This window comes from Verminephrobacter eiseniae EF01-2, from assembly GCF_000015565.1.
GTDB classification, from domain to species: Bacteria; Pseudomonadota; Gammaproteobacteria; order Burkholderiales; family Burkholderiaceae_C; genus Acidovorax; species Acidovorax eiseniae.
Genome location: NC_008786.1, coordinates 3,649,872 through 3,672,879 on the forward strand (window position 1 = coordinate 3,649,872; position 23,008 = coordinate 3,672,879).

The following is a 23,008-nucleotide window of genomic DNA, read 5'->3' on the forward strand; positions in this document are numbered from 1 at the left end:
TCGAAAAAAATGAGCATTTTCATGGGCCGCTCGAAAAACCACTACCTTCGCCCGCGCTGAATGAACGCCACAGCAATGATCACAAAGCCCTGCACCGCAGAATTCAGATACACGCTGATGATGCTCGACAGATTCAGGATATTGCCGATCACCGAGAGCAGCACCGCGCCCACCACCGTGCCGGTGATGCTGCCCGCCCCGCCCTTGAGCACGGTGCCGCCGACGATCACGGCGGCAATCGCTTCCAGCTCCCACAGCAGGCCGGTGGTCGGCGATGCCGAGCCCAGGCGCGGCACGTACAGCAGCGTGGCAATGCCCACGCAGATGCCGAGCAGCATGTAGGTGAGAATCTTGATCCGGTGCACATCGACGGCGGCGTACTGCGCCACCTGCTCGTTGGAGCCTATCGCCTGCACATAGCGGCCATAGGCGGTGCGGTTGAGGATCACGCCGCCCAGCAGGGCCACCAGCAAAAACACCAGCACCGGAATCGGCACCCCTGCCAGGTCGGCGTAATACACCGGGCCGTAGATGTCCGACAGGTCATTGTCGAGCGTGATCGCGCCGCCGTTGGAAAAATACGTGAGGTAGGCGCGAAAAATCCCCAGCGTGCCCAGTGTGACGATGAAAGGCTCGATGCGCCCCTTGCTAATCAGCAAGCCATGCACCAGCCCGAACAGGGCGCCGAGCAGCACCGCCAGCAGCATGCCGATGACCACGGCGGTCAGCATGCCGAACGATGGCGCCATGGCGTTCATGGACAGGATCACCACGCCGGCAATCAGCGCGGCCATCGAGCCGACGGACAGGTCGATGCCGCCGGAGATGATCACAAAGCACATGCCCACCGCAATGATGCCGATGAAGGAGGTGTTCTTGAGCACGTTCATCAGGTTGTCGTAAGTGGCGAAGTTCTCGTGCAGCAGCATCCCGGCGATGCACAACAGCACCAGGCCGATGACGGGGCCCTGCCCGTGCAGCCGGTTCCAGAGCCTTCGGGCGGGGGCGGCTTGGTCAGCGCGTTCCTGTGGCATGGGCAATCAACTCCTCTTCGGTCAGGTCAGGGCCTTGCAGCGTGGTTTGCAATTGGCCAGCGCGCAGCACTGCCACGCGATGGCACAGGCCGATCAGTTCCAGCAGTTCAGACGAAATCACGATCACCGCCAGGCCCTGCGCCGCCAGGCGCTGCACCAGGTAGTAGATTTCGCATTTGGCACCCACGTCGACGCCGCGTGTAGGCTCGTCGAGCACCACCACGCCGGGGCCGGGATGCAGCACCTTGGCCAACGCCAGCTTTTGCTGGTTGCCGCCAGACAGGGATGAGGCGCGCAAATCGAGTGCGCCGGTGCGGATGCCGAATTCATCCACCGCCTGACGCAGCGCGGCTTGCTCGGCAGCCGGCTTGAGCCAGGGGCGGGCGTAGCGCTGCAAGGCCATCAGCGTCAGATTGGGGCGCAGGCCCAGGTGCACATGCAAGCCCTTGCCCTTGCGGTCTTCGCTCAGATAGGTCAGGCCGTGGCGGGCGGCATCACGCGGGCTGTCGATTTGGCGCAGGCTGCCGGCCAATTCCACCGTTCCCGATGAGCGCGCGCGCAAACCCAGCAAGCCCTCGAACAACTCGGTGCGCCCGGCCCCCACCAGGCCGGCGAAGCCCAAAATTTCACCGCGCCGCACCTCGAAGCTGATGTTCTGCGCCCAGCCCGGCACGGTCAAATCGCGCACCTTGAGCATCGCCTCGCCCACGGGCGCGGGCAGTTTTGGCGGGAACAGGTCGGCCAATTCGCGGCCAACCATCAACTGCGCCATCTGCTGCCGCGTGACGCTGGCCGTGGGCGCGCGCGCCACCAGGAGGCCATCGCGCATCACCAGCACCTCGTCGGTGTTGCGCTCGACCTCATCAAGCTTGTGCGAGATGTAAATGATGGTCACGCCCGCCGCCTTCAACGCCGCCATCAGCGCAAACAGGCGCTCGGTTTCGCCGCTGGTGAGCGTGGCGCTCGGCTCGTCCATGATCAACAGGCGCGCATTGCGCGCCAGCGCGCGGGCAATTTCCACCAACTGCTTTTCGGCCACGATGAGCTGGCGCACGCGCCGCTGCGGCGCCAGGTTCAGGCCGACCTGCGCCAGCGCCTGGCTGGTTTGCTCGCGCATGGCGCGCTCATCCAGAAACAGGCCGCGCCGCAACTCGTGGCCGAGGAAGACGTTTTGCGCAATCGTCAAATCATCGGCCAGATTGAATTCCTGGTGAATCAGCACGATGCCCTGCGCCTCGGCGGCACGCGGGCCAAAGCCGGCGGGCGGGCGCACCACGCCATCGACCAGCACCTGGCCGCTGGTCGGGTTCTCATACCCGGCCAGAATCTTCATCAGCGTCGACTTGCCCGCGCCGTTTTCACCCAGCAGGCCATACACGCGCCCCGGTTGCAGCGCCAGGCTCACGCCATGCAACACCTGCACCGTGCCGAATGCCTTGACCACATCGCGGAACTCCACCGCCACACTCATGGCGCACCTCCTGATTGCGTCAGACTTTCCTGCATCGCCAGCACGCCGGCCCCCACCAGAGCGGCATCATCGGCCAGCGGCGCGCACTGTATTTCCAGGTGCCGGGTGGAAAGCGCCAGCGAGCGGTGGTACACGCTCTGGCGCACCGATGCCAGAAACAGCGGCCCCATGTCGGCCACCAGTCCGCCAATGAATACATGCGAGGGATTGAAAAAATTCACCACCGAAGCCAGCATCTGCCCGACCAGACTGCCTGCGCGCTGGATGAGGATGTTCGCCGCCACATCCCCCACGCGGCTGGCCTGCGCCAGGTCCTCGATGCCCAGGCTGCCGCTGGCCTGCAAGCGCTCGGCCAGCCAACTGCTCTCGCCCTTTTGCGCCACCTCGATGGCGGCGCGCACCAGCGCCGGGGCCGCCGCCATCGCCTCCACACAGCCCTGGTTGCCGCAGTGACAGCGCGGGCCGGCCTGGTCCACACAGATATGCCCCACATCGCCCGCCGAGCCATTGGTGCCGCGGTACACCTGCCCGTGGCACACAATGCCGCAGCCAATGCCGGTGCCCACCTTGATGACCAGAAAATCAGACAGCGTGCGCTGCAAGCGCCAGAGCTTGCCAAGCGCCATCAGGTTCACATCGTTATCGACAAACACCGGCGCCACGAACGCCTCGCGCAGATAGTCACGGATGGAAAAGCCGTCCCAGTCCGGCATCAGCGGCGGGTTGACCAGTTGGCCGCTGGCAAAGTCCACCGGGCCGGGCACACCCATGCCGATGGCAATCAATTGCGAGGAGGACAGGCCGCAGCGCGCCATCAGTTCCCGCATCAGGCCGCATAGCTGCGCCAGAATCACGCCGGGGCCGCGGCGCACGTCGATGGTCTCGCACTGGCGCGCCAGCACCGCCATGTCCGGGCGCATCAGCGCCAGTTGCATGCTGGTGGCATCCATGTCCACGCCCAGCACCGCCCCCAGCGACTCGCTCAAGCGCAAGGTCTCGGCACGGCGCCCGCCGGAAGATTCCTGCAAGCCCACTTCGTCCAACACCCCTTCATCCAGCAAGGCCGCCACCATCGCGTTCGCCTTGCTCTTGGAATAGGCCAGCCGTCGCGCCAATACATGGCGCGACACCCCCGTAGACCAGAAGATGGCTTGCAGCAAATCCATATCTGCGCTGCTGTAATGCTGCCAGCGTGCCAAGGCCAAGGTTTGTCTCCTTCGTTGTATCGTCGCAGCATGTCTGTGGCCCGGTGTGGCCCTGTGTGGCCGGGCACTGCGGCGGTGTGGGCCGGATACTACGTGGCCCACTTAGGCCAGACAAGACTGAACTTTGGCCTTGATGTGGTCGAATGCCCGCAGAAACAGCGGTGCATATGGGAGGGGGCTTGGCGCCGGCTACCGCAGGGGCTTCGGCGGCATGACCGGAAGATTCCGTCCGGGCTGGCACGGCACAGGCGCGGCGCCGGCAGCAAACCATGGCGCCGGATGCGGGCCGCAAAGCCGCGTTCACCCGGCGCGCTAGTGTCGCGTCACCGATCATCTGTCGGTCCGCGCTGGCCATCGAAGCGCATCGCGGCGTTGCATCGCTTGCCAATACGCTCGGTATTGGCTGCGCGATGCGCCTTGCGCTGCGCTCCGATGGCTGCGCGCAGCCTACGACATCTGATCGGTGACGCGACACTAGTATCGGCGCTGACGACTCCATTCTGGCGGATGCGGGTGCGCTGAACTTGCATCCGCCAAGCCTGCGTTCAAGGCTTCAGCACAATCCTTTGCACCGTCGCCTGCTCCACTGCCTTGCGCGAATACAGCAAGGGGAAGTACTCGCCATCGAGCCAGCGCTCGGTCAGATCACGATAATGCGGGCTGTTCGGGTCGCCCGATTGACCCGGCGCATTGATGGCGACCGAGCCATCCCAATGGCCAACGTCCACCACCACGCGAAACGACGGGCCATTGGTTTGGCGAAAATCGCTGGCACGGTAAGTCGATTGATTCGGCCCATAGGCACCGCCACGTTTCGGCAGCGGGCCGACATTCAGCCTGGCGCGCATTTCCTCATCCACCACAGCCGCCAGAGGATGCTCCATCAGATTGTGATGCAGCTTGCCCCACTGCCATTGGCTGGCATCCTCGCCTTGCAGTTTGACCATCTCGGCATAGGCGTCGCGCAGGCTATCGCGCAAAAGCTCGTCGCGCCCGGGAACGGCACCCGGCTGCTCCAGCATATTCAGCATCACGGCAACATCCGGCGCCCCCATCGCCGCCGCCGCTTCCTTGCTCAGCACCGCCTCCTTGAAAGCCTTGCCCAGATGGCGCGCGAGCCAGACCTCATACAAGGCCGCCTGCGGCGAATCGACACGCTCGACATAATCCCAGCCCTTGAAGATGGCCGCCGGCGTGCCCGCATCCAGCTTGAGCAAGGCCACCAGACGGCGCGCAGGAATGGCCAGATCATCGTTCTGCAAACGCATGGCATCTTGCAGCGTCACCTTCGGCAAGGATGACAGCACTTCGCTGATGCGCATGAAGCGCGAACCATTGGTCCACTCGAAACCGAGCCTGCGTTCCCGATAGGGATAATCCTCCGGCAAGTTCATCTGATTGGCCGTGGCAAACCAGCCCTGCCGGGGGTTATAAACGCGCGGCAACTGATCACCGCTCCAGAACCCGGCCCACTCATAGCGGCCATCGCCCGGCACCGGCATCAAGCCATCCCAGTTCGGACGCTTGGGCGCCAGGCCGCCCGGTGCCCAACCGATATTGCCTTTGACATCGGCATACACCAGATTCACGGTCGGCGCGTCCCAGTTCACAATGGCGCGTTTGAAAGAATTGAAACTTTTCGCGTGCATGTAGCCAATGCTGCCGAAGTAGGGCGACATGCCCGGCTCCAGCCAGCACGAGCGCACGGCAAAGGCGCGCTGCCGGTCGGCGAAGATCACCGGGCCGTGGCGCGTGAAGCGCAAATCCGCCGTCTCCGGCACGCCGCCCTTCACCCTGATCGGCTCATGCAAGACCTGAAAAGGCTCCCACTTGCCCTGGTATTTGTACTCGTCGGGATTATCGGGATTCAACTCGTAGACATAGAGGTCTTCCTGGTCGATGCTGAAAATGGTCAGACCAAAGGCGATGGTTCCGTTGTGCCCGATCGAGATGCCCGGCAAGGCCGGCTCACCCGCACCGATGACATGCAGGCCCGGCGCGTTCAAGTGCGCGATGTAACGCAGTGACGGCGCAGAGTAGGCGCGGTGCGGATCATTGGCCATGATGGCACGACCGGTGGCAGATTTGGCGGGCGCGATCACCCAGTTATTGCTGCCCTCCGTGCTTTCCTCAGGATTTTCTGCGGCAGCAATCCGTATGCCATCACCCTGACCGTCGGCGTGCGCGCTCAGGCTCTCTTTGGTAATCCTGACGTTTTGCGTCGCCAACTGAAACACCTTGAGCAAATCCTTGGGCAGGCAGGGGTCGAGACCTTCCGGCATCACCGCCTGCCATTTCGGCTGCAAACCGAAGCGGATTTCATCCGACTTCAGATCGGCCTTGCAAACGACATTGGCACGCGCAACTTCGCTATTGAGATTGCGCGTCAAACCATGGCTGCGAATGCGCACGACATCTTCCGCCTGCCATTTTGCGGGCTGGTAGGCCAGCTGCTTGAATTCATAAGGCAGGCGCTCTGGATGCGCGGTGACGAGATCGATATAGGCATTGATACCGGCAACGAAGGCCGTCGCAATCTGCTCCGACTGCTTGCCATAGGAATCCCACTCGCGCTGCATGTCGCCGCGATACAGAAACAAGCGCGTCGCCTGGTCTTGCGCGATATAGGCAGGGCCGAACACTTCAGACAATTGGCCAAGACCACGGCGGCGCCACAAATCGATCTGGAACAGACGATCACGCGCAGCGTTGAAGCCCTGCACGAAAAAGGCATCGGTCTGGCTGGCTGCATAAATATGCGGCACGCCCCATTTGTCGATGAGGATTTCAGCCTTCTTTTGCAGGCCGGGGACATGCAGGGTTTGCGTCGCTGCATGCGACGAGATTGCGCTGCAAGCCAGCAGAGCCAGCGCGCATGATTTCAGTGTTGCCATCTCTTGGCTCCTGTGGTGGTCAGGGGACTTTACCGCAGTCCCAGGCGTTGCCGGCTACGCTGCCCCGCGCTCGACCGGACGGGTCGCGTCACTGCACCATTCGCTCCAACTGCCCGCGAAAAGCGCCGTCTGTCCAAGCCCCGCAATCTCCATGGCCAGCAGATTGGGCAAGGCGCTGACACCGCTGCCGCACTGGTGCACCACGCTGGCGGGGTCGCGCCCGGCCAGCAGGGTGGCGAATTCGGCATGCAACTCGGCCGCAGGCTTGAAGCGGCCATCGGCGGCCATGTTCAGGTTGAAGGGGCGGTTGAGCGCACCGGGGATATGGCCGGCCACAGGGTCCAGCGGCTCGACCTCGCCACGGTAGCGCGGCGCAGCCCGGGCATCGACCACGGTCTGGCCCGGGGTCTGCAAGCGCGCCAACACCTCGGCGGCGGTGCGCAATTGGCGCAGCGGCGCTGCCAGCCGGAAGTCCGCCGGCAACGGCGCCGGCCCTGCGCCGCTGCTGACTGCGCCAGCGGCCGCCTGCCAAGCCTGTAGCCCGCCATCGAGCACGGCCACGGCGTCATGGCCGGCCCACTTGAGCATCCACCACAGACGAGCGCAATAGTTCGCCCCCTGGCGGTCATACACCACGGCCTGCATGTGGTTGGCAAAACCCAGCGCCGAGAGCCACTGCGCAAAGCGCTCGCGGCTGGGCAGCGGATGGCGCCCGCCCGATGCGGGCCTGTCGGCCTCTGGCGTGGTGCCGCTGGCGCCGGGCGCGCCTGGCTTGGCGCTCAGATCATGGTTCAGGTCGGCATACACGGCGCCAGGGATATGCGCCTGCGCATACTGCTGCGCGCCCGCCGTGGGTTGTGCCAGATCGAAGCTGCAATCGAACACCATCAGCGGCGCGCCGCTGGCGATCAGGGATTGCAGTTCACCGGCGCTGATCAGCGTAGTGCAAGTGGTCATGGGCGTAGGGGAAAGGCAAGGGAGGGGGGAGGAGGGGGCGGCGGGGGACGGCGCCCATTGTGTCAAATGGTGCCGGCCGGTGGCGGGCATGCGCCTGAAAACCGCAGTGCGCAGGCCGTGATCGCTCGCCGACCAGCTTTGGAGCGGATGGGGGCGGCACGCCGGGCAGAACGCAGCCGGTGATGGCGGTTTTCAGCGATCAATGCTCTTCCGCAGGCGCGCCCGGGGCGGTCCGCTCCCGCAAAATGGTCGCCACGATGCCGCTGCCCACGATCAGGGCCATGCCGATCCAGCCGATCGGCGGTATCTCGTCGCCCAGCAGCACGCTGTAGATGGCCGAGAACACGATGCCCGAGTACTGCAGGTTGGCGACCAGCAGCGTGCCGCGCTGCGTCTTGGCGCTGGCGTAGGCGCGGGTCATGCACAACTGGCCTGCGGCAGCCAGGATGCCGATGGGCAGCAGCCACAGCACCGGCCAGCCCGGCCAGGGCGAAGTGCCGGTCAGCAGCAGCGCCGCGCCGCCGGCCACCGCCGCGCCCATGGCGAAATAAAACACCGTGCGCTCTTCGGGTTCGCCCATGCGCGCCAGCGTCACCACCTGCATGTAGGCAAACGCGGCCGTTATGCCCGACAGCAGTCCGATCAGGCCGGCGAAGGATTGGTTCTGATGCAGGCTCGGGCGCAGCAGCAGCACCACGCCGGCAAAACCGGCCAGCACGGTCAGCACCAGCGGGCCTTGCAGCGTCGGGCGCGGAGCGGCTGCCGAGGGGCGCCAGGCCAGCAACGTGCCGCCGACCAGAAAGGCCGCGATCCACACGCTGCTCAGGTAGTTCAGCGCCATCGCCGTGGCCAGCGGCAGGTGGGCAATGGCAAAGAACCAGGCGCCCAGCGACACCACGCCCACCAGGCTGCGCCAGGCATGTATGCCGGGGTACTGCGTGGCCAGCGTCACCCGCTGCAAGCGCGCCAGCAGCCACAGGATCAATATGCCGATCAGGCCCCGGTAGCAGACCAGTTCGGCCGAGTTGAAGTACCCCGACGCGACCTTCACGCACACGCCCATGCTGGCAAACAGGAACGCGGCCAGCACCATCCAGAGAGCTTGCATCGGTCGGTGGTTTCTTCAAAGAGCAACGCCTGGCTGGCGTGCAGATGCTGCGGTGTCTGCGGTGCCGACCGCTGCCAGCGCTCGTCGTTCAAGCGTTTGCAGCCATCGCAGTGGTGGCGCTCCGGCCCGGCCGGCGCCGCCGCACTCAGCGTTTGGGCGCAGTTTCATCCAGGCCATCGCCCATGGCCCTGCGGTACCACTCGTGAAAGTGCTGCATGCCGTCTTCCATCGGGCTTTGGTAAGGGCCGGTCTGATTGTCGCCGCGCGCCAGCAAGGCCCGGCGACCGGCGTCCATGCGCTCGCCGATCTCGTCGTCCTCGATGCAGGTTTCCATGTAGGCGGCCTGTTGCGCCGTGACGAATTCGCGCTCGAATGCGGCGATCTCCTCGGGGTAGTAAAACTCCACCACATTCAGCGTCTTGTCCGGGCTGATCGGGTGCAGCGTGGAGATGGTCAGCACATGGGGGTACCACTCCAGCATCAGGCACGGGTACAGCGTGAGCCAGATCGCGCCATGCCGGGGCGGCTTGCCGGCGCGATAGGACAGCAATGCGTTGTGCCAGCGCTCGTATACCGGGCTGCCGGGCTTGCCCAGCCGGTTGGCCACGCCGACGGTCTGCACCGAGTAGTTTTTGCCGAACTCCCAGCGCAGGTCCGTGCAACTGACAAAGCTGCCCAGGCCCGGGTGGAAGGGGCCGACATGGTAGTCCTCCAGATAGACCTCGATGAAGGTCTTCCAGTTGTAGTGGCACTCGTGCAGTTCCACATGGTCGAGCACATGGCCGCCAAAGTCGAGGTCGGCGCGTGGGCCCAGACCGGCCAGGTCGGCGGCCACGTCATGGCCGTTGTCCTCGAACAGCAGACCGTTCCACGAGCGCAACCGGTAGTTATCGAGGTTCAGGCAGGGGTCATGCGCAAAGTGCGGCGCGCCCAGCAACTCGCCCTGCGGGCTGTAGGTCCAGCGGTGCAGCGGGCACACGATGCGGCCGCCCCCGCTGCCCTTTTGCTGGCTGTGCAGCGAGCCTTTGCCCTTGAGCATGATGGCCTGGCGGTGGCGACAGACATTGGAGAGCAGTTCGACACCGCCTTGGTCGTTGCGCACCAGCACGCGGCCCTCGCCCTCCTGGGGCAGCGCGTAGTAGTCGCCCGCCTCGGGCACGGCCAATTGGTGCCCCACATAGCGCGGGCCATGCCGCATGAGGCGTTCGCGCTCGCGCTGGAACAGCGCGGCGTCAAAGTAGCTCGAAACTGGTAGTTGGCTTGCGGCCTGCTGCAGTTGAAGACTTAAATCAGACATGGATGACCTGACCTAAAGACTCCCCACAGGGAGGTGCGCCGGGGCGCATCTGGGAAAAGAAACCGGTCAGCTTGCCAGCCGGCCCGAAAGGAACGCGATTATAGGTGCCGGGCTTGCTGCGGCGCCCTGCGCTTGGCCTGGCTTGGCCTGTATTGCAAACCAGTGTCGCGTTACCGATCATCTGTCTGTCTGCGCGGGCCATCGAAGCGCAGCGCGGCGTTGCAGCGCTTGCCAATACGCTCGGTCGCTCGGTATGGGCGGCGCGCTGCGCCTTGCGCTGCGCGCCGATGGCTGCGCGCAACCTACGACATCTGATCGGTGACGCGACACTAGGGTTACTGACCGCCAAGCATGGTGGGCTGCGCCTAGAATCACCGGTTTTCACCCGCGCCGCGCTGCGCCCATCGCCATGCACCAGGCTCCTGCCCCACCCGCCGAACCTGCCAGCTACGAGGCCGCACTGCACGAGTTGGAGCAACTCGTGGCGCGCATCGAGTCGGGCCAGTTGCCGCTCGACCAGATGCTGGCCGGTTACCAGCGCGGCGCCAGTTTGCTGTCCTTTTGCCGCCAGCGTCTGGATGCGGTGCAGGAGCAGATCAAGGTGCTCGATGATGGCCCGCTGCAACCTTGGGTCCAGCAATGAGCGCCGCTTCCACGCTATCGGCTGCGGCGGCTCCGCTGGACCTGGGCGGCTGGCAGCAAAACCACCTGGCCCAGGTGGAGCAGGCGCTGTCGCAATGGGTGGGCCATGGCGCGCCCGCCGGGCTGGGCGAGGCCATGCGCTATGCCGTGCTCGATGGCGGCAAGCGCCTGCGGCCGCTGCTGGTGCTGGCCGCGTATCAGGCGGTCTGCAGCGGCCAGCCTGCACCCTGCGCCTGGCACGATGCGGCGGCGCTGCGTGCCGCCTGCGCCGTGGAACTGATCCACGCCTATTCGCTGGTGCATGACGATCTGCCCTGCATGGACAACGATGTGCTGCGCCGTGGCAAGCCCACGGCGCATGTGCGGTTCGGCCCGGCCCGGGCCCTGCTCGCAGGCGACGCGCTGCAAGCCTTTGCGTTCGAGTTGCTCACGCCCGAGGACATGCCCATCCCCGCCGCCACGCAGGCCGCGCTGTGCCGCCTGCTGGCGCGTGCGGCGGGCTCGACCGGCATGGCCGGCGGCCAGGCGATCGATCTGGCCAGCGTCGGCCTGCGGCTCACCGAAGGGCAGTTGCGCCAGATGCACCGCCTCAAGACCGGCGCGCTGCTGCAGGCCAGCGTGCTGATGGGCGCCGTGTGCGGCCAGGCCGCGCCTGCGGCCTATCGGGCGCTGTCCGACTATGGTGCGGCGCTGGGGCTGGCGTTCCAGGTGGTGGATGACATCCTCGACGTGGTGGCCGATTCGGCCACGCTGGGCAAGACGGCCGGCAAGGATGCCATCGCCGCCAAGCCCACCTATGTATCGCTGCTGGGCCTGGAACGGGCCCAGGCCCAGGCCCGGGAACTGCTGGCCGGCGCGCATGCGGCCCGGCTCCGCAGCGACCTGCCCGACACCCGTGCGCTGGCCGCGCTGGCCGACATGGTACTGTCCCGCCCCTCTTGACGTTCTTCTCGACGCCCCTGTCTGACCGGCCTCTGGTGCTGATATTTCCTGCACCGGTAGCTATCAAAAAATAGTAAATGCCAAGCACATCCTTTCCCCTGCTGGAAACCATCGACGACCCGGCGCAACTGCGCCAGCTCGCGCGCGCGCAGCTCAAGGTGCTGGCTGCGGAGCTGCGCGGCTTCGTGCTGGAGAGCGTCTCGCGCACCGGCGGCCACCTGAGCTCCAACCTGGGCACGGTGGAACTGACGGTGGCGCTGCACCATGTATTCCAGACGCCGCATGACCGCCTGGTATGGGACGTGGGCCACCAGACCTATGCGCACAAGATACTGACCGGCCGGCGTGAGCGCATGCACACGCTGCGCCAGCAAGGCGGCATCTCGGGCTTTCCGCAGCGCGGCGAGAGCGTGTACGACACCTTCGGCACGGCGCATTCGAGCACCAGCATCTCGGCCGCGCTGGGCATGGCGCTGGCGGCCAAGCGCAAGGGCGAGAGCCGCCACACCGTGGCCATCATCGGCGACGGCGCGATGAGCGCCGGCATGGCCTTCGAGGCGCTGAACAACGCCGGCGTGGCCGACTGCAACCTGCTGGTGGTGCTCAACGACAACGACATGAGCATCAGCCCCCCGGTGGGCGCGCTCAACCGCTACCTGGCCCAGCTCATGAGCGGGCGGTTCTACGCAGCGGCCAAGAACATGGGCAAGACCGTGCTGCGGCCCATGCCCCCGTTGCTGGAATTTGCCAAGCGCTTCGAGCAACAGGCCAAGGGCCTGGTCGTGCCCGCCACATTGTTCGAGAAATTCGGCTTCAACTACATCGGGCCGATCGACGGGCATGACCTCGATTCACTGATCCCCACGCTGGACAACATCAAGGGCCTCCAAGGCCCGCAATTCCTGCATGTGGTGACCAAAAAAGGCCAGGGCTACAAGCTCGCCGAGGCCGACCCGGTGGCCTACCACGGCCCGGCCCGGTTCGACCCCGCCGTGGGCCTGGTCAAAAGCAGCACCGCGCCCCGGCTGACCTTCACCCAGGTGTTTGGCCAGTGGCTGTGCGACATGGCCGCGCACGATGAACGCCTGGTGGGCATCACGCCCGCGATGCGCGAAGGCTCGGGCATGGTCGAATTCGAGCAGCGCTTTCCCGACCGGTACTACGACGTGGGCATCGCCGAGCAGCATGCCGTGACCTTTGCCGCCGGCATGGCCTGCGAGGGCGCCAAGCCCGTGGTGGCGATCTACTCGACCTTCCTGCAGCGCGGCTACGACCAACTGATCCACGACGTGGCCCTGCAAAACCTGCCGGTGGTATTTGCGCTCGACCGCGCCGGCCTGGTCGGGGCCGATGGCGCCACCCATGCCGGCGCCTACGACATCGCGTTCCTGCGCTGCATTCCGAACATGGGCCTGGCCTGCCCCGCCGACGAGCGCGAATGCCGCCAACTGCTGAGCAGCGCCTATGCCCAAAACCACCCCGTGGCCGTGCGCTACCCGCGCGGCAGTGGTGCCGGAGTGGCGCCACTGGCCGGGCTGGACGGCCTGCCCTTTGGCAAAGGCGAAATCCGCCGCGAACGCCAGCGCCAAGACAGCAACGCACCGCGCATTGCCATCCTGGCGTTCGGCAGCTTGCTGTATCCGGCGCTGGAAGCGGCCGATGCGCTCGATGCCACCGTGGTCAACATGCGCTGGGCCAAGCCCCTCGATGACGCCTTGCTGCGCCAAGTGGCCGAAGGCCACGATGCCCTGGTCACGCTGGAAGAAGGCGCCATCATGGGCGGCGCCGGCAGCGCAGTGACCGAAACGCTCAACGCCGCAGGCATCTTGCGCCCGGTGCTGCAACTGGGCCTGGCGGACATCTTCATCGAACATGGCGACCCGGCCAAACTGCTGGCCATGCAGGGACTGAACGCAGCCGGCATCCGCGCGGCAATTGCTGCGCGCTTTCCGGCCATCGACGTGGCCCGATGATGCGGCCCTGGTGGCGGACGATACCGAGGGGGCCCCGATGGCACGGGAAAACCCGCAAAAAGCGCCACCGGCATGTTTCTACAATGGCCCCGGGGCCGGAATGAAATCCAAATGAAATCCCTCAGGCCGTGATCCCCATTGGCCCCTCATCTGTACCCCTCATCGATCAACAAGGCATCGGAGAAAAAACCTCATGCAGCGTCGTTCCATCATCAAACATGCCGGCATCGCCGGCGTGCTGGCCGCAGGCGTAGCGCCTGCCGTCCACGCGCAGGCCGCCATCCGCTGGCGTCTGGCTTCGAGCTTTCCCAAGTCGCTGGACACCATTTACGGCTATGCAGAAGTGTTCTCCAAGGCCGTCAAAGCCATGACGGGCGGCAAGTTTGAAATCTCCGTGCATGCCGGCGGCGAGTTGATGCCGCCCTTTGGCGTGGTCGATGGCGTGCAGCAAGGCACCGTGGAACTGGCGCATACCGTGCCGTACTACTTCTATGGCAAGAACCCGGCGTTTGCACTGGGATCGGCCGTGCCCTTCGGCTTCAACGCCCGCCAGATGAACGCCTGGATGATGCACGGCAACGGGCGCAAGCTGATGAACGAGTTCTACGGCGCCTACAACATCATCAGCTTTCCTGGCGGCAACACCGGCGCACAGATGGGCGGCTGGTACCGCAAGGAAATCAAGTCCCCCGCCGACTTCAAGGGCATGAAGATGCGCCTCGGGGGCGGCCTGATCGGCGAAGTGATGCAAAAGCTCGGCGCCGTGCCGCAAAGCATCCCCGGCGGTGAAATCTACCAGGCACTGGAAAAAGGCACGCTCGACGCCGCTGAATGGGTCGGCCCCTACGACGACCAGAAACTGGGCTTTCACAAGGTGGCCCCGTACTACTACTACCCCGGCTGGTGGGAGGGCGGTCCGGAGATATCGCTGTACATCAACCAGAAAGCCTTCGACAGCCTGTCGGCGGACAACAAGGCCATCGTCGAAGCCGCCGCCGGCATGGCCCATGGCGACATGCTGGCCAAGTACGACGCGCTGAACCCCACGGCCCTCAAACAACTGCTGGCCGCCCAAGCCAAGGTGCTGCGGTTCTCGCCGGCCGTGCTCGACGCCTCGTTCAAAGCCTCGATGGAAGTGTTCGCAGAAAACGACGCCAAAAGCCCTGAGTGGAAGAAGATCTACGCCGACATGCGCACCTTCCAGCGCGACCAGATCCTGTGGTTCCGCGTTGCCGAAGGGCATTACGACAACTTCATGGCGGTGCAGAAGATCTAGTGTCGCGTCACCGATCATCTGTCGGTCTGCGCTGGCCATCGAAGCGCATCGCGGCGTTGCATCGCTTGCCAATACACTCGGTATTGGCTGCGCGATGCGCCTTGCGCTGCGCTCCGATGGCTGCGCGCAGCCTACGACATCTGATTGGTGACGCGACACTGGCCGAAAAAATCGACCGGCTTTGCGCCGGGTCTTGGGCGTGCAAGGCCGGGTGTGGACGAAGGGGCTGGCCAAGGCATCGGAGAAAAATCCTCATGCAGCGTCGTTCCATCATCAAACATGCCGGCATCGCCGGCGTGCTGGCCGCAGGCGCAGCGCCTGCCGTCCACGCGCAGACCGCCATCCGCTGGCGTTTGGCTTCGAGCTTTCCCAAGTCGCTGGACACCGTCTACGGCGGCGCAGAAGTGTTCTCCAAGGCCGTCAAAGCCATGTCGGGCGGCAAGTTTGAAATCTCCGTGCATGCCGGCGGCGAGTTGATGCCGCCCTTTGGCGTGGTCGATGGCGTGCAGCAAGGCACCGTGGAACTGGCGCATACCGCGCCGTACTACTTCTATGGCAAGAACCCGGCGTTTGCACTGGGATCGGCCGTGCCCTTCGGCTTCAACGCCCGCCAGATGAACGCCTGGATGATGCACGGCAACGGCCGCAAGCTGATGAACGAGTTCTACGGCGCCTACAGCATGATCAGCCTTCCCTGCGGCAACACCGGCGCACAGATGGGTGGCTGGTACCGCAAGGAAATCAAGTCCCCCGCCGACTTCAAGGGCATGAAGATACGCCTCGGTGGCGGCCTGATCGGCGAAGTGATGCAAAAGCTCGGCGCCGTGCCGCAAAGCATCCCCGGCGGTGAAATCTACCAGGCGCTGGAAAAAGGCACGCTCGACGCCGTTGAATGGGTTGGCCCCTACGACGACCAGAAACTGGGCTTCCACAAGGTGGCCCCGTACTACTACTACCCCGGCTGGTGGGAAGGCGGCCCGGAGGTAGCGCTGTACATCAACCAGAAAGCCTTCGACAGCCTGTCGGCGGACAACAAGGCCATCGTCGAAGCCGCTGCCGGCATGGCCCATGGCGACATGCTGGCCAAATACGACGCGCTGAACCCCGTGGCCCTCAAACGGCTGCTGGCCGCCCAAGCCAAGGTGCTGCGGTTCTCGCCGGCCGTGCTCGACGCCTCGTTCAAAGCCTCGATGGAAGTGTTCGCAGAAAACGACGCCAAAAGCCCTGAGTGGAAGAAGATCTACGCCGACATGCGCACCTTCTTGCGCGACCAGATCCTGTGGTTCCGTGTCGCCGAAGGGCATTACGACAACTTCATGGCGGTGCAGAAGATCTAGTGTCGCGTCACCGATCATCTGTCGGTCTGCGCTGGCCATCGAAGCGCATCGCGGCGTTGCATCGCTTGCCAATACAGATCGGTATTGGCTGCGCGATGCGCCTTGCGCTGCGCTCCGATGGCTGCGCGCAGCCTACGACATCTGATTGGTGACGCGACACTGGCCGAAGGAATCATCCGAAATCATCCGGTCTTGCGCCGGGTTTGGGGCGTACTTCATCGGTTCCGCCCCGATTTTTGGGGATGCCTGCAGAAGTCCTGATGACGGTGTGTTTCCGGAAATTTTCGCTCCCCCGGCCCCCGTTCTTTCAAGAATCTGCCCGCCGTACACCGGCTTCCTCCCTCCCTCTCTCGTATCCTTTTTCCGTATGCGGCGCGGCCCAGTGTAGATCGCCTTGCCGGGGTTGAACAGTCTTGTGAAACCTTGAACAACCCCCCTTTGGGGCGCCATAACGACCCATTGGCTGCCCACCGACGTCACGCCGCTGACGGCTTTGGCGCTGGTCTCGGCGCGGCTGCGGGCAACGGGTCGATGGCGCAGGTCCGTCCCATGTCACTGTGCCGTTCACCGTGTCGACATCCATCCCGACCGCGCCCGGGTCTTGGCGCAGTGCGGCGCTGGCCTGGGCGGCAATGGCGGCGTCATCCATCGCGGCCATCACGCAGGCGGCTGTCGGTCTGCGCCCGATTCGGCATGGGCTGCGCCTTGTTTTCCAAGCCCGGCCCGGTTTTCCCGGCGACGGGGTGCTGGTTTTCCTCTGCTGCGTGCTCCTCTTTGCCGCAGGCTGCAAGGCCCCAGGCCAGTGCGCTCACGGCCAGGATGCTGGCGATGCGGGGTGCTTGGCAGGCGGTGGTTTTCAACTCGTTCATATGGTTACTCCTTTGCCGGGTTTGCAGTCTGGGTCGCAGCGCACGGCCGCCGGGTCGGACGGCGCTGAAGTGTTTGTAGGACGGCGCCGCCAAGTTCCCCGGCCTGCCCGCAAACCAAGGCCGACATGGTGATGCGCGACAATCGGCCATGAATTTGTCATCGCTGACCCGCTGGCTGCCCTTTCTCGCTTGGCCCCGACCCGACCGCCAACTGCTCAAAGGGGAGTTCTGGGCCGGCATGACGGTGGGGCTGTTGCTGGTGCCGCAAGGCGTGGCCTATGCCGCGCTGGCCGGTATGCCCTTGGTCACCGGGATTTATGCCTCGTTGATTCCGGCATTGGTCGCCGTGCTGTTCAGTTCCTCCACCCGCCTGGGGGTGGGGCCTACGGCACTGACCAGTTTGTTGATCGGGGCCGCGCTCACCGGGCTGGCCGAGCCCGGCAGCGCCCAGTGGGTGGCGCTGGCGGCGTGGATGGCGCTGTTCTCGGGCTTGTTGCAGTTGGTGATGGGGTTGGCGCGTTTTGGCTGGCTGCTCAATCTGATCACCTCGCCGGTGCTCAGCGGTTTTACGCAGGCGGCTGCGCTGCTGATCCTGGGCTCGCAACTGCGATCGCTCACCGGCCTGCGGGCCACCGACTGGGGGGCGCTGTGGTCCACACCATCGCCGGGTTTGTTTGACCTGACTGCGGCGGCCTTCGGCCTGGGCAGCCTGGCGCTGTTGCTGTTGGCGCGGCGCTGGCGGCCGCATTTTCCGACCGCCATCGTGGTGGTGGGGGCGGCTGGCGCATCGAGTTGGGCCTTGGGCTATGCCGACGCCGGTGGCGCTGTGGTGGGCGCATTGCCTTCGGGTCTGCCCGCCCTGTACTGGCCGGGCGCTCTGCCCTGGTCCAGTTTCTCGGCCCTGGTGATGCCGGTGCTCGTGGTGACGCTGGTGAGTTTTCTGGAGACAGCCTCCAGTGCCAAGGTGGAGAGCCAGCGCTCGGGCGTGCAATGGGACGAAAACCAGGATCTGATCGGCCAGGGTCTGGGCAAGATCAGCAGCGGTCTGTGCGGCAGCTTTGCCACCAGCGCTTCGTTTTCGCGCTCGGCCATCAACCTGTATGCCGGCGCCAAGAGCGGCTGGGCCACGTTGTTTGCCATCGCGCTGGTGCTGCTGGTGCTGCTGTGGCTGACACCGGCGCTATACCATGTGCCGCAGTCCGTGCTGGCGGCCGTGGTGGTCACGGCGGTGACCAGCCTGATCCGGCCCGCAGTGCTGACGAGGCTGTGGCGGGTGTCGCATGTGGAGGCCGTGATCGGCGGCGTGACCTTTGCGCTGACGCTGGCCACGGCACCGCGCATGTACTGGGGCGTGCTGGCGGGCCTGCTGATGAATCTGAGCCATTTTCTGTACCTGCGGCTGCACCCCCGCATCATCGAGGCGGGCCTGCATCCGGATGGCAGCATGCGCGATCGCCATCTGTGGCAGTTGCCCCCGCTCGCGCCACGGCTGCTGGCGTTGCGCATGGATGCCGCGCTCGATTTTGCCTCCGCCAACGCGTTGGAGCGGCGGGTGACCGAGCACCTGGCTGCGCATCCGCAGGTGCTGCACCTGTGCCTGTTGGCCCAGTCCATCAACCGCATCGACGTGACCGGGGTGGAGACCTTTGCGCAGTTGCTGGCGCTGATGCAGTCCAGGGGCGGGATGCTGCACCTGAGCGGCCTGAAACTGCCGGTAGAGCAGGTGCTGCGCCAGGCCGGACTGCTGGCGCCGTGCGCCGGGCTGGCCATGTACCGCACCGACGCCGAGGCGCTGCAGGCGTTGCAACAACTGTCGCAATTGCCACGACCGGATCTCGAGCCTGGGCCGATGGCCCGGGTCTGAGCGCCGCCGGATGGCTTTGTGCCGTCTGACGCACTGCTACACTGCAAGCCAACTTTTTGGGCTTGACCGGTGTCTGACTCTGCGGCCTCTTCTTTCGTGGATCTGCGCGACCTGCGCCTGGATGCGGCCCATGCGCTGCTGGCCCAGGCAGGCGGCTACCAGACCGCCTGGCAGGGCGCAACGGCGCCTGCGCGTTACTTGCAGGGCCTGATCGACGGCCTGTGCGAACTGTCCCTTCTGGACCCCCTGACGGGCCTGGCCAGCCGCAGGCAGTTGCAGGCAGTGCAAGAGCGCGAGATCGACCGCGTGACCCGCTCGGGCGAGACCGCCTTGCTGCTGATGCTCGCCATCGACCATTCCAAGCCACTGAGCGACAGGCCCGAGCACCGGGCCGGCGCCATGGTGCTGCAATCGGTGGCCCGCACACTCAGCGCCTGCCTGCGCCCCATGGACACCCTGGCGTGCTGTGGCGACGCCGCCTTCGCCGTGGTTCTGCCCGCTTGCCATGCCGGGTTCGGCCAGGTGGTGGCCGAGCGCATCCGGCGCGTCGTGGCGAACGCGCCGATCCAGCTCTCGGCCGCAGTGGCGCTGGATGTCACGGTGAGCATCGGCGGCGCGTTTGCGCTGCCGGGGCTGCGCTCGACGGCACGGCTGTGGAGCGACCGGGCCGAGCAGCAACTCGCCCAGGCCCGATCGGCAGGCTGCAACCGCATCAGCATCGAGGCGCAGGCCGACAGCACCGTCAGCGCCGAAGAAAAAAGCCTGTTGTTTGGCCCGCGCCGCCCTCCGCCCTCGGGCTGCTCGCTGGACCCGGCCGACAATGCCTATTGAAAGTCAGACGATGAGCGCCGCGCCGTCCCTCCCACCCGCAGCGCCAGCCGCCCCGGCTGGACCGGCCGCAGCGGTGTCCGCCGGCTCGGCGGGCGCCCGCATCATTGCGGTGACCAGCGGCAAGGGCGGGGTTGGCAAGACCTTCGTTTCGGCCAACCTGGCAGCGGCCCTGGCCCGCACCGGCCAGCGCGTGCTGGTGCTCGATGCCGACCTGGGCCTGGCCAACCTCGACGTGATGCTGAACCTGCACCCCAAGACCACGTTGCACGATGTCTTTACCGGCAAGGCCAGGCTCGAAGACGCCGTGATGACCACCCCCGGCGGGTTCGACGCGCTGCTGGCCGGCTCGGGCATGGCCGAGTATTCGCGCCTGACGCCCGAGGTGCGCAGCCAGTTCCTGAGCGTGATCGAGGCGCTCACGCCGCGCTACGACCTGCTGCTGCTCGACACCGGCGCCGGTATTTCTGACCTGGTGCTGTTTTCGGTGTCGCTGGCTTGCGAGGTGCTGATCGTGGCCACGCCCGAGCCCACCTCGCTGACGGACGCCTATGCCGCCATCAAGGTGCTGGCCATGCAGCAAAAGCGCCAGCATGTGCGCATGGTCATCAACCAGGCCACACGCCCGGGCGACGGCCGAGCCATCACCGGCCAGTTGCAACAGGTGCTCGACCGCTTCATCAGCACCGAATCGGGCCACCCGATGCGCCTGATCCACATGGGCGACATTCCGTCCGACCCGTCCGTGCGCGATGCCGTGATGCGCCGCCATCTGCTGCTACTGCAAACCCCCGGCTGCCCGGCCGCCCTGGCCATTGCCCAATTGGCCAACAAGATCGAAACCACATTGCTCGTGCCCGCAGCCTGATACCTTTGGCTTGGGGTCTTGGGGTCTTGGCGACATGCGGCAGCGCCTGCTTGGCCGCGCTTGACGGCCATCGTGGCGCTGCCGCCCCGCAGCGCGCTGGCGCCGTTGCGCCGTGCTCAGCACCCCATGGGCAGGACAGGCGCGGCGCCGGCGGCCCGATGACCCTTCTGGCCCTGCGGCCGCCCTGTAGGGAGAAACCCGGGTTTAACGAAAAACAAATACCCCGCTTCGTCTGCACACACTAAATTCACGCCCTTACCAGCGCACTGGTCCATGGCGTGATCCCGGCGTTGCTGCTTGCAGCGGTTATCGACACAGAGGCAAGAAACCATGACGGCAACACGATTCGTTGGGCAGCTCAACCAAGAGAAGATCGTGTTCGGCCTGACGCTCTTGCTGTTCATCGGATTCGCGTCCACGCTGCCGAATTTCCTCGCCGCGGCCAACATCTTGTCGTTGCTGCGCAGCGTTGCGGTGCTCGGCATGCTGGGCTTGGGCATGCTGATCGTGGTGCTCGGGCGCGGGGTCGATCTCTCGCTCGTCGCCACGATGGCGATCTCGGTCGCGTGGAGCGTGCAGTTGGTCCATCGCGGCGTCCCTGTGGGCCTTGCGTTGGCCATCGGATTGGCGCTGGCGCTCGTCGTCGGGCTGGTGAATGGTCTGCTGGTGGCCTATGCGGAGATTCCGCCGCTCTTCGCAACGCTGGCGATGGGCACCCTGGTCTACGGGTTTGGCCGGGCGCATCTGATCACCGGCACCGACGTGGTGTATGTGCCGCAGGGCATGGGATGGGTTCTTGCGCTCGGACAGGGGGCGCTGCTGGGCGTGCCCATGCCCATCGTCATGGCAGCGCTGTGCGCGCTGGTCTGCTATCTCTTGCTTCGGTACACCAAGGCCGGCCAATTCGTCTTTGCCGTGGGGGACAACCTGAAAGCCGCCCGCATCGGGGCCATCGCCGTGCGGCCGATCCTGACGCTGCAGTACGGCCTGTCCGGCGCCATCGCATTCTTTGCCGGGGTGATCACCGCAACCTCGGTGCAGGCGATGAACACGCGGATCGTCAATTCCAACCTGATCTATGACGTCCTTTTGGTCGTGATTCTGGGCGGTGTCGGATTGAGTGGCGGCAAGGGCAGTGTGCGCAACGTCATCGTTGGCACCTTGCTCATTGGCGTGCTGCTCAACGGGATGACGATCATGGACATCCAGTACACGGTCCAGAACGTCATCAAAAGCATGATCTTGCTGATCGCCATCGTGGCCGACAGCATCGTCAATCCCCGCGATGAGCAAACCGGGCAGCAGGGCGATATCTGAGCCTTGCGCTGATCCATTCCGGCTTCCATTCCCGCTTTCGACGACTTTCAACAAGGAGACACCAGCATGCACCCGACTTTCCGGAAACTGATGGCCACCGCCGTGATCGGCATGACGCTGGGTGCGGGCAGCGCCTGGGCGCAAAAGGAGATGAACGATCCGTTCCGTGAGCCGGCGCTGGCAGCGCTGCGCGGCAAGACCATCGCCTATCTGCCGATCTCCCTCGGCTTTGACCTGGCACAGGCCTGGGGCGGGGTCATCAAGCAAGAGGCCGACCGCTATGGCATGAAATTCATTTCCCAGGATCCGAACTGGTCGACGGACGCAATGGCGCAGGGCATGACCTCATTGATCGCACAAAAACCCGATGTGATCGTGACCCAGAACCCGGACCTGCAGTCGCTCGCGCGCCTGCTCAAGCAGGCCAACGCGGCCGGCATCCATGTGATTCAGATGAACATGCAGGGCGCCGTGCAGACCGACGCCTTCGTCGGGCCTGACTTCATCGCGCTGGGCCAGCAGGTGGCCCACATGATGGTCAAAGCCTGTGGCAAGGGGACCAACACCTCGCACAAAATCTCCATCGTCCAGGGCGTGGTGACCGGCGGTGTCAGCTACTACCAGGTGCAAGGCATCAAGAAAGTGCTGGCCGAAAACCCGGACCTCAAGCTGGTCTCCAGCCAGGCCGCAGACTGGGATGCGACCAAGGCGCGGGCGATCACCGAAACCGTGCTGCAACAAAACCCGGACCTGTGCGGCGTGATCGATGTCTGGGACGGTCAGGCCGCAGGCACCGGTGCGGCGATCGTGCAGGCGGGCAAGAAGGGCAAGGTCTACTTCGTGACCTCCGGCGGCGGCGCGCAAAGCACATGCGATCGACTCAATGACGGCATCTTCTCGGCCGTCATCAACTACGACGCGGTGGGCATGGGGCGTGACGCCTTCACGGCCATCAGCGCATTGCTGCAAACCAAGGCAAAGGCGGGCACCCTGAAGTTCCAGTTGTACTCGCCAACGCGCGTGCTGACCAAGAGCGAGGTAAAGGACGGAACCTGCTTCGATCCGACCGTGTACGCCAAACTCTTGCGCTGAACCCGGCCTGATCGATCACCGCGTCGGGAGAACA

Annotated in this window: 21 protein-coding genes; 13 read left to right on the forward strand and 8 right to left on the reverse strand. The window is 65.2% G+C overall.

Annotated features, from left to right (window positions below; genetic code table 11):
• Positions 1–41: 41 nt before the first annotated feature.
• Genes VEIS_RS15915 through VEIS_RS15925 form a run of 3 tightly spaced genes read right to left on the reverse strand, consistent with a single transcriptional unit; the run spans position 42 to position 3,671 of the window.
• A complete protein-coding gene (locus VEIS_RS15915) occupies positions 42–1,034 on the reverse strand; it encodes an ABC transporter permease (RefSeq protein WP_011810995.1) in 993 nt (330 codons plus the stop codon).
• A complete protein-coding gene (locus tag VEIS_RS15920) occupies positions 1,015–2,505 on the reverse strand; it encodes a sugar ABC transporter ATP-binding protein (RefSeq protein WP_011810996.1) in 1,491 nt (496 codons plus the stop codon). The genes VEIS_RS15915 and VEIS_RS15920 overlap by 20 nt, the downstream gene beginning before the upstream one ends.
• Positions 2,502–3,671: an ROK family protein gene (locus tag VEIS_RS15925; protein WP_041950928.1), complete on the reverse strand. Its 1,170-nt coding sequence runs from the start codon at positions 3,669–3,671 to the stop codon at positions 2,502–2,504. Before VEIS_RS15925 ends, VEIS_RS15920 begins: the two co-directional genes overlap by 4 nt.
• 354 nt (positions 3,672–4,025) lie before the next feature.
• Here VEIS_RS15925 and VEIS_RS26570 point away from each other — a divergent pair, with 354 nt between their 5' ends.
• The gene (locus tag VEIS_RS26570) at positions 4,026–4,232 is read left to right on the forward strand and encodes a hypothetical protein (RefSeq protein ID WP_157048543.1); all 207 of its coding nucleotides are present in this window, start codon (positions 4,026–4,028) and stop codon (positions 4,230–4,232) included.
• Between the two features lie 23 nt (positions 4,233–4,255).
• Here the strand turns inward: VEIS_RS26570 and VEIS_RS15930 are convergent, their stop codons facing one another.
• The 4 genes from VEIS_RS15930 to VEIS_RS15945 all read right to left on the reverse strand — a co-directional run bounded on the left by VEIS_RS15930 (position 4,256) and on the right by VEIS_RS15945 (position 9,966).
• Positions 4,256–6,604 (reverse strand): penicillin acylase family protein, encoded by a 2,349-nt coding sequence (locus VEIS_RS15930; RefSeq protein WP_011810999.1) that lies wholly within the window; start codon positions 6,602–6,604, stop codon positions 4,256–4,258.
• 54 nt (positions 6,605–6,658) lie between these two features.
• Positions 6,659–7,561: a sulfurtransferase gene (locus VEIS_RS15935; RefSeq protein ID WP_041950096.1), complete on the reverse strand. Its 903-nt coding sequence runs from the start codon at positions 7,559–7,561 to the stop codon at positions 6,659–6,661.
• 199 nt (positions 7,562–7,760) lie between these two features.
• Entirely contained in the window at positions 7,761–8,669 is a 909-nt protein-coding gene (locus VEIS_RS15940) for a DMT family transporter (protein WP_011811001.1), read from the reverse strand.
• Between the two features lie 145 nt (positions 8,670–8,814).
• Positions 8,815–9,966 (reverse strand): aromatic ring-hydroxylating oxygenase subunit alpha, encoded by a 1,152-nt coding sequence (locus VEIS_RS15945; RefSeq protein ID WP_011811002.1) that lies wholly within the window; start codon positions 9,964–9,966, stop codon positions 8,815–8,817.
• Positions 9,967–10,128: 162 nt separating this feature from the next.
• Here VEIS_RS15945 and VEIS_RS28890 point away from each other — a divergent pair, with 162 nt between their 5' ends.
• The 7 genes from VEIS_RS28890 (at position 10,129) to VEIS_RS27790 (ending at position 16,288) form a co-directional block, all read left to right on the forward strand.
• Entirely contained in the window at positions 10,129–10,281 is a 153-nt protein-coding gene (locus VEIS_RS28890) for a hypothetical protein (RefSeq protein ID WP_157048544.1), read from the forward strand.
• A gap of 94 nt (positions 10,282–10,375) precedes the next feature.
• Complete coding sequence (gene xseB / locus VEIS_RS15950; protein WP_011811003.1) at positions 10,376–10,609, forward strand: exodeoxyribonuclease VII small subunit; 234 nt, start codon at positions 10,376–10,378, stop codon at positions 10,607–10,609.
• Complete coding sequence (locus VEIS_RS15955; RefSeq protein ID WP_011811004.1) at positions 10,606–11,550, forward strand: polyprenyl synthetase family protein; 945 nt, start codon at positions 10,606–10,608, stop codon at positions 11,548–11,550. Before xseB ends, VEIS_RS15955 begins: the two co-directional genes overlap by 4 nt.
• A 77-nt stretch (positions 11,551–11,627) precedes the next feature.
• Entirely contained in the window at positions 11,628–13,523 is a 1,896-nt protein-coding gene (gene dxs, locus VEIS_RS15960; RefSeq protein ID WP_011811005.1) for a 1-deoxy-D-xylulose-5-phosphate synthase, read from the forward strand.
• A 193-nt stretch (positions 13,524–13,716) separates the two neighbouring features.
• On the forward strand, positions 13,717–14,799 hold the full coding sequence (locus VEIS_RS15965) for a TRAP transporter substrate-binding protein (RefSeq protein ID WP_011811006.1): 1,083 nt from the start codon (positions 13,717–13,719) through the stop codon (positions 14,797–14,799).
• Between the two features lie 254 nt (positions 14,800–15,053).
• The gene (locus VEIS_RS15970) at positions 15,054–16,136 is read left to right on the forward strand and encodes a TRAP transporter substrate-binding protein (RefSeq protein ID WP_011811007.1); all 1,083 of its coding nucleotides are present in this window, start codon (positions 15,054–15,056) and stop codon (positions 16,134–16,136) included.
• Positions 16,136–16,288: a hypothetical protein gene (locus tag VEIS_RS27790; RefSeq protein WP_157048545.1), complete on the forward strand. Its 153-nt coding sequence runs from the start codon at positions 16,136–16,138 to the stop codon at positions 16,286–16,288. The genes VEIS_RS15970 and VEIS_RS27790 overlap by 1 nt, the downstream gene beginning before the upstream one ends.
• A 489-nt stretch (positions 16,289–16,777) precedes the next feature.
• On the opposite strand, the gene VEIS_RS15975 is transcribed toward VEIS_RS27790, so the two are convergent.
• Positions 16,778–17,005: a hypothetical protein gene (locus VEIS_RS15975; protein ID WP_041950097.1), complete on the reverse strand. Its 228-nt coding sequence runs from the start codon at positions 17,003–17,005 to the stop codon at positions 16,778–16,780.
• Between the two features lie 148 nt (positions 17,006–17,153).
• On the opposite strand from VEIS_RS15975, the gene VEIS_RS15980 reads away from it, so the two are divergent.
• The 5 genes from VEIS_RS15980 (at position 17,154) to VEIS_RS16000 (ending at position 22,974) form a co-directional block, all read left to right on the forward strand.
• Entirely contained in the window at positions 17,154–18,869 is a 1,716-nt protein-coding gene (locus VEIS_RS15980) for a SulP family inorganic anion transporter (RefSeq protein ID WP_011811009.1), read from the forward strand.
• Between the two features lie 69 nt (positions 18,870–18,938).
• Positions 18,939–19,700: a GGDEF domain-containing protein gene (locus VEIS_RS15985; protein ID WP_011811010.1), complete on the forward strand. Its 762-nt coding sequence runs from the start codon at positions 18,939–18,941 to the stop codon at positions 19,698–19,700.
• Positions 19,701–19,710: 10 nt separating this feature from the next.
• Positions 19,711–20,565: a MinD/ParA family protein gene (locus VEIS_RS15990; RefSeq protein WP_041950098.1), complete on the forward strand. Its 855-nt coding sequence runs from the start codon at positions 19,711–19,713 to the stop codon at positions 20,563–20,565.
• 330 nt (positions 20,566–20,895) lie between these two features.
• Positions 20,896–21,882 carry an ABC transporter permease gene (locus tag VEIS_RS15995; RefSeq protein ID WP_011811012.1) on the forward strand — a complete coding sequence of 329 codons (987 nt, stop codon included), beginning with the start codon at positions 20,896–20,898 and terminating at the stop codon, positions 21,880–21,882.
• A 66-nt stretch (positions 21,883–21,948) separates the two neighbouring features.
• The gene (locus VEIS_RS16000; protein ID WP_011811013.1) at positions 21,949–22,974 is read left to right on the forward strand and encodes a sugar ABC transporter substrate-binding protein; all 1,026 of its coding nucleotides are present in this window, start codon (positions 21,949–21,951) and stop codon (positions 22,972–22,974) included.
• Positions 22,975–23,008 lie beyond the last annotated feature (34 nt).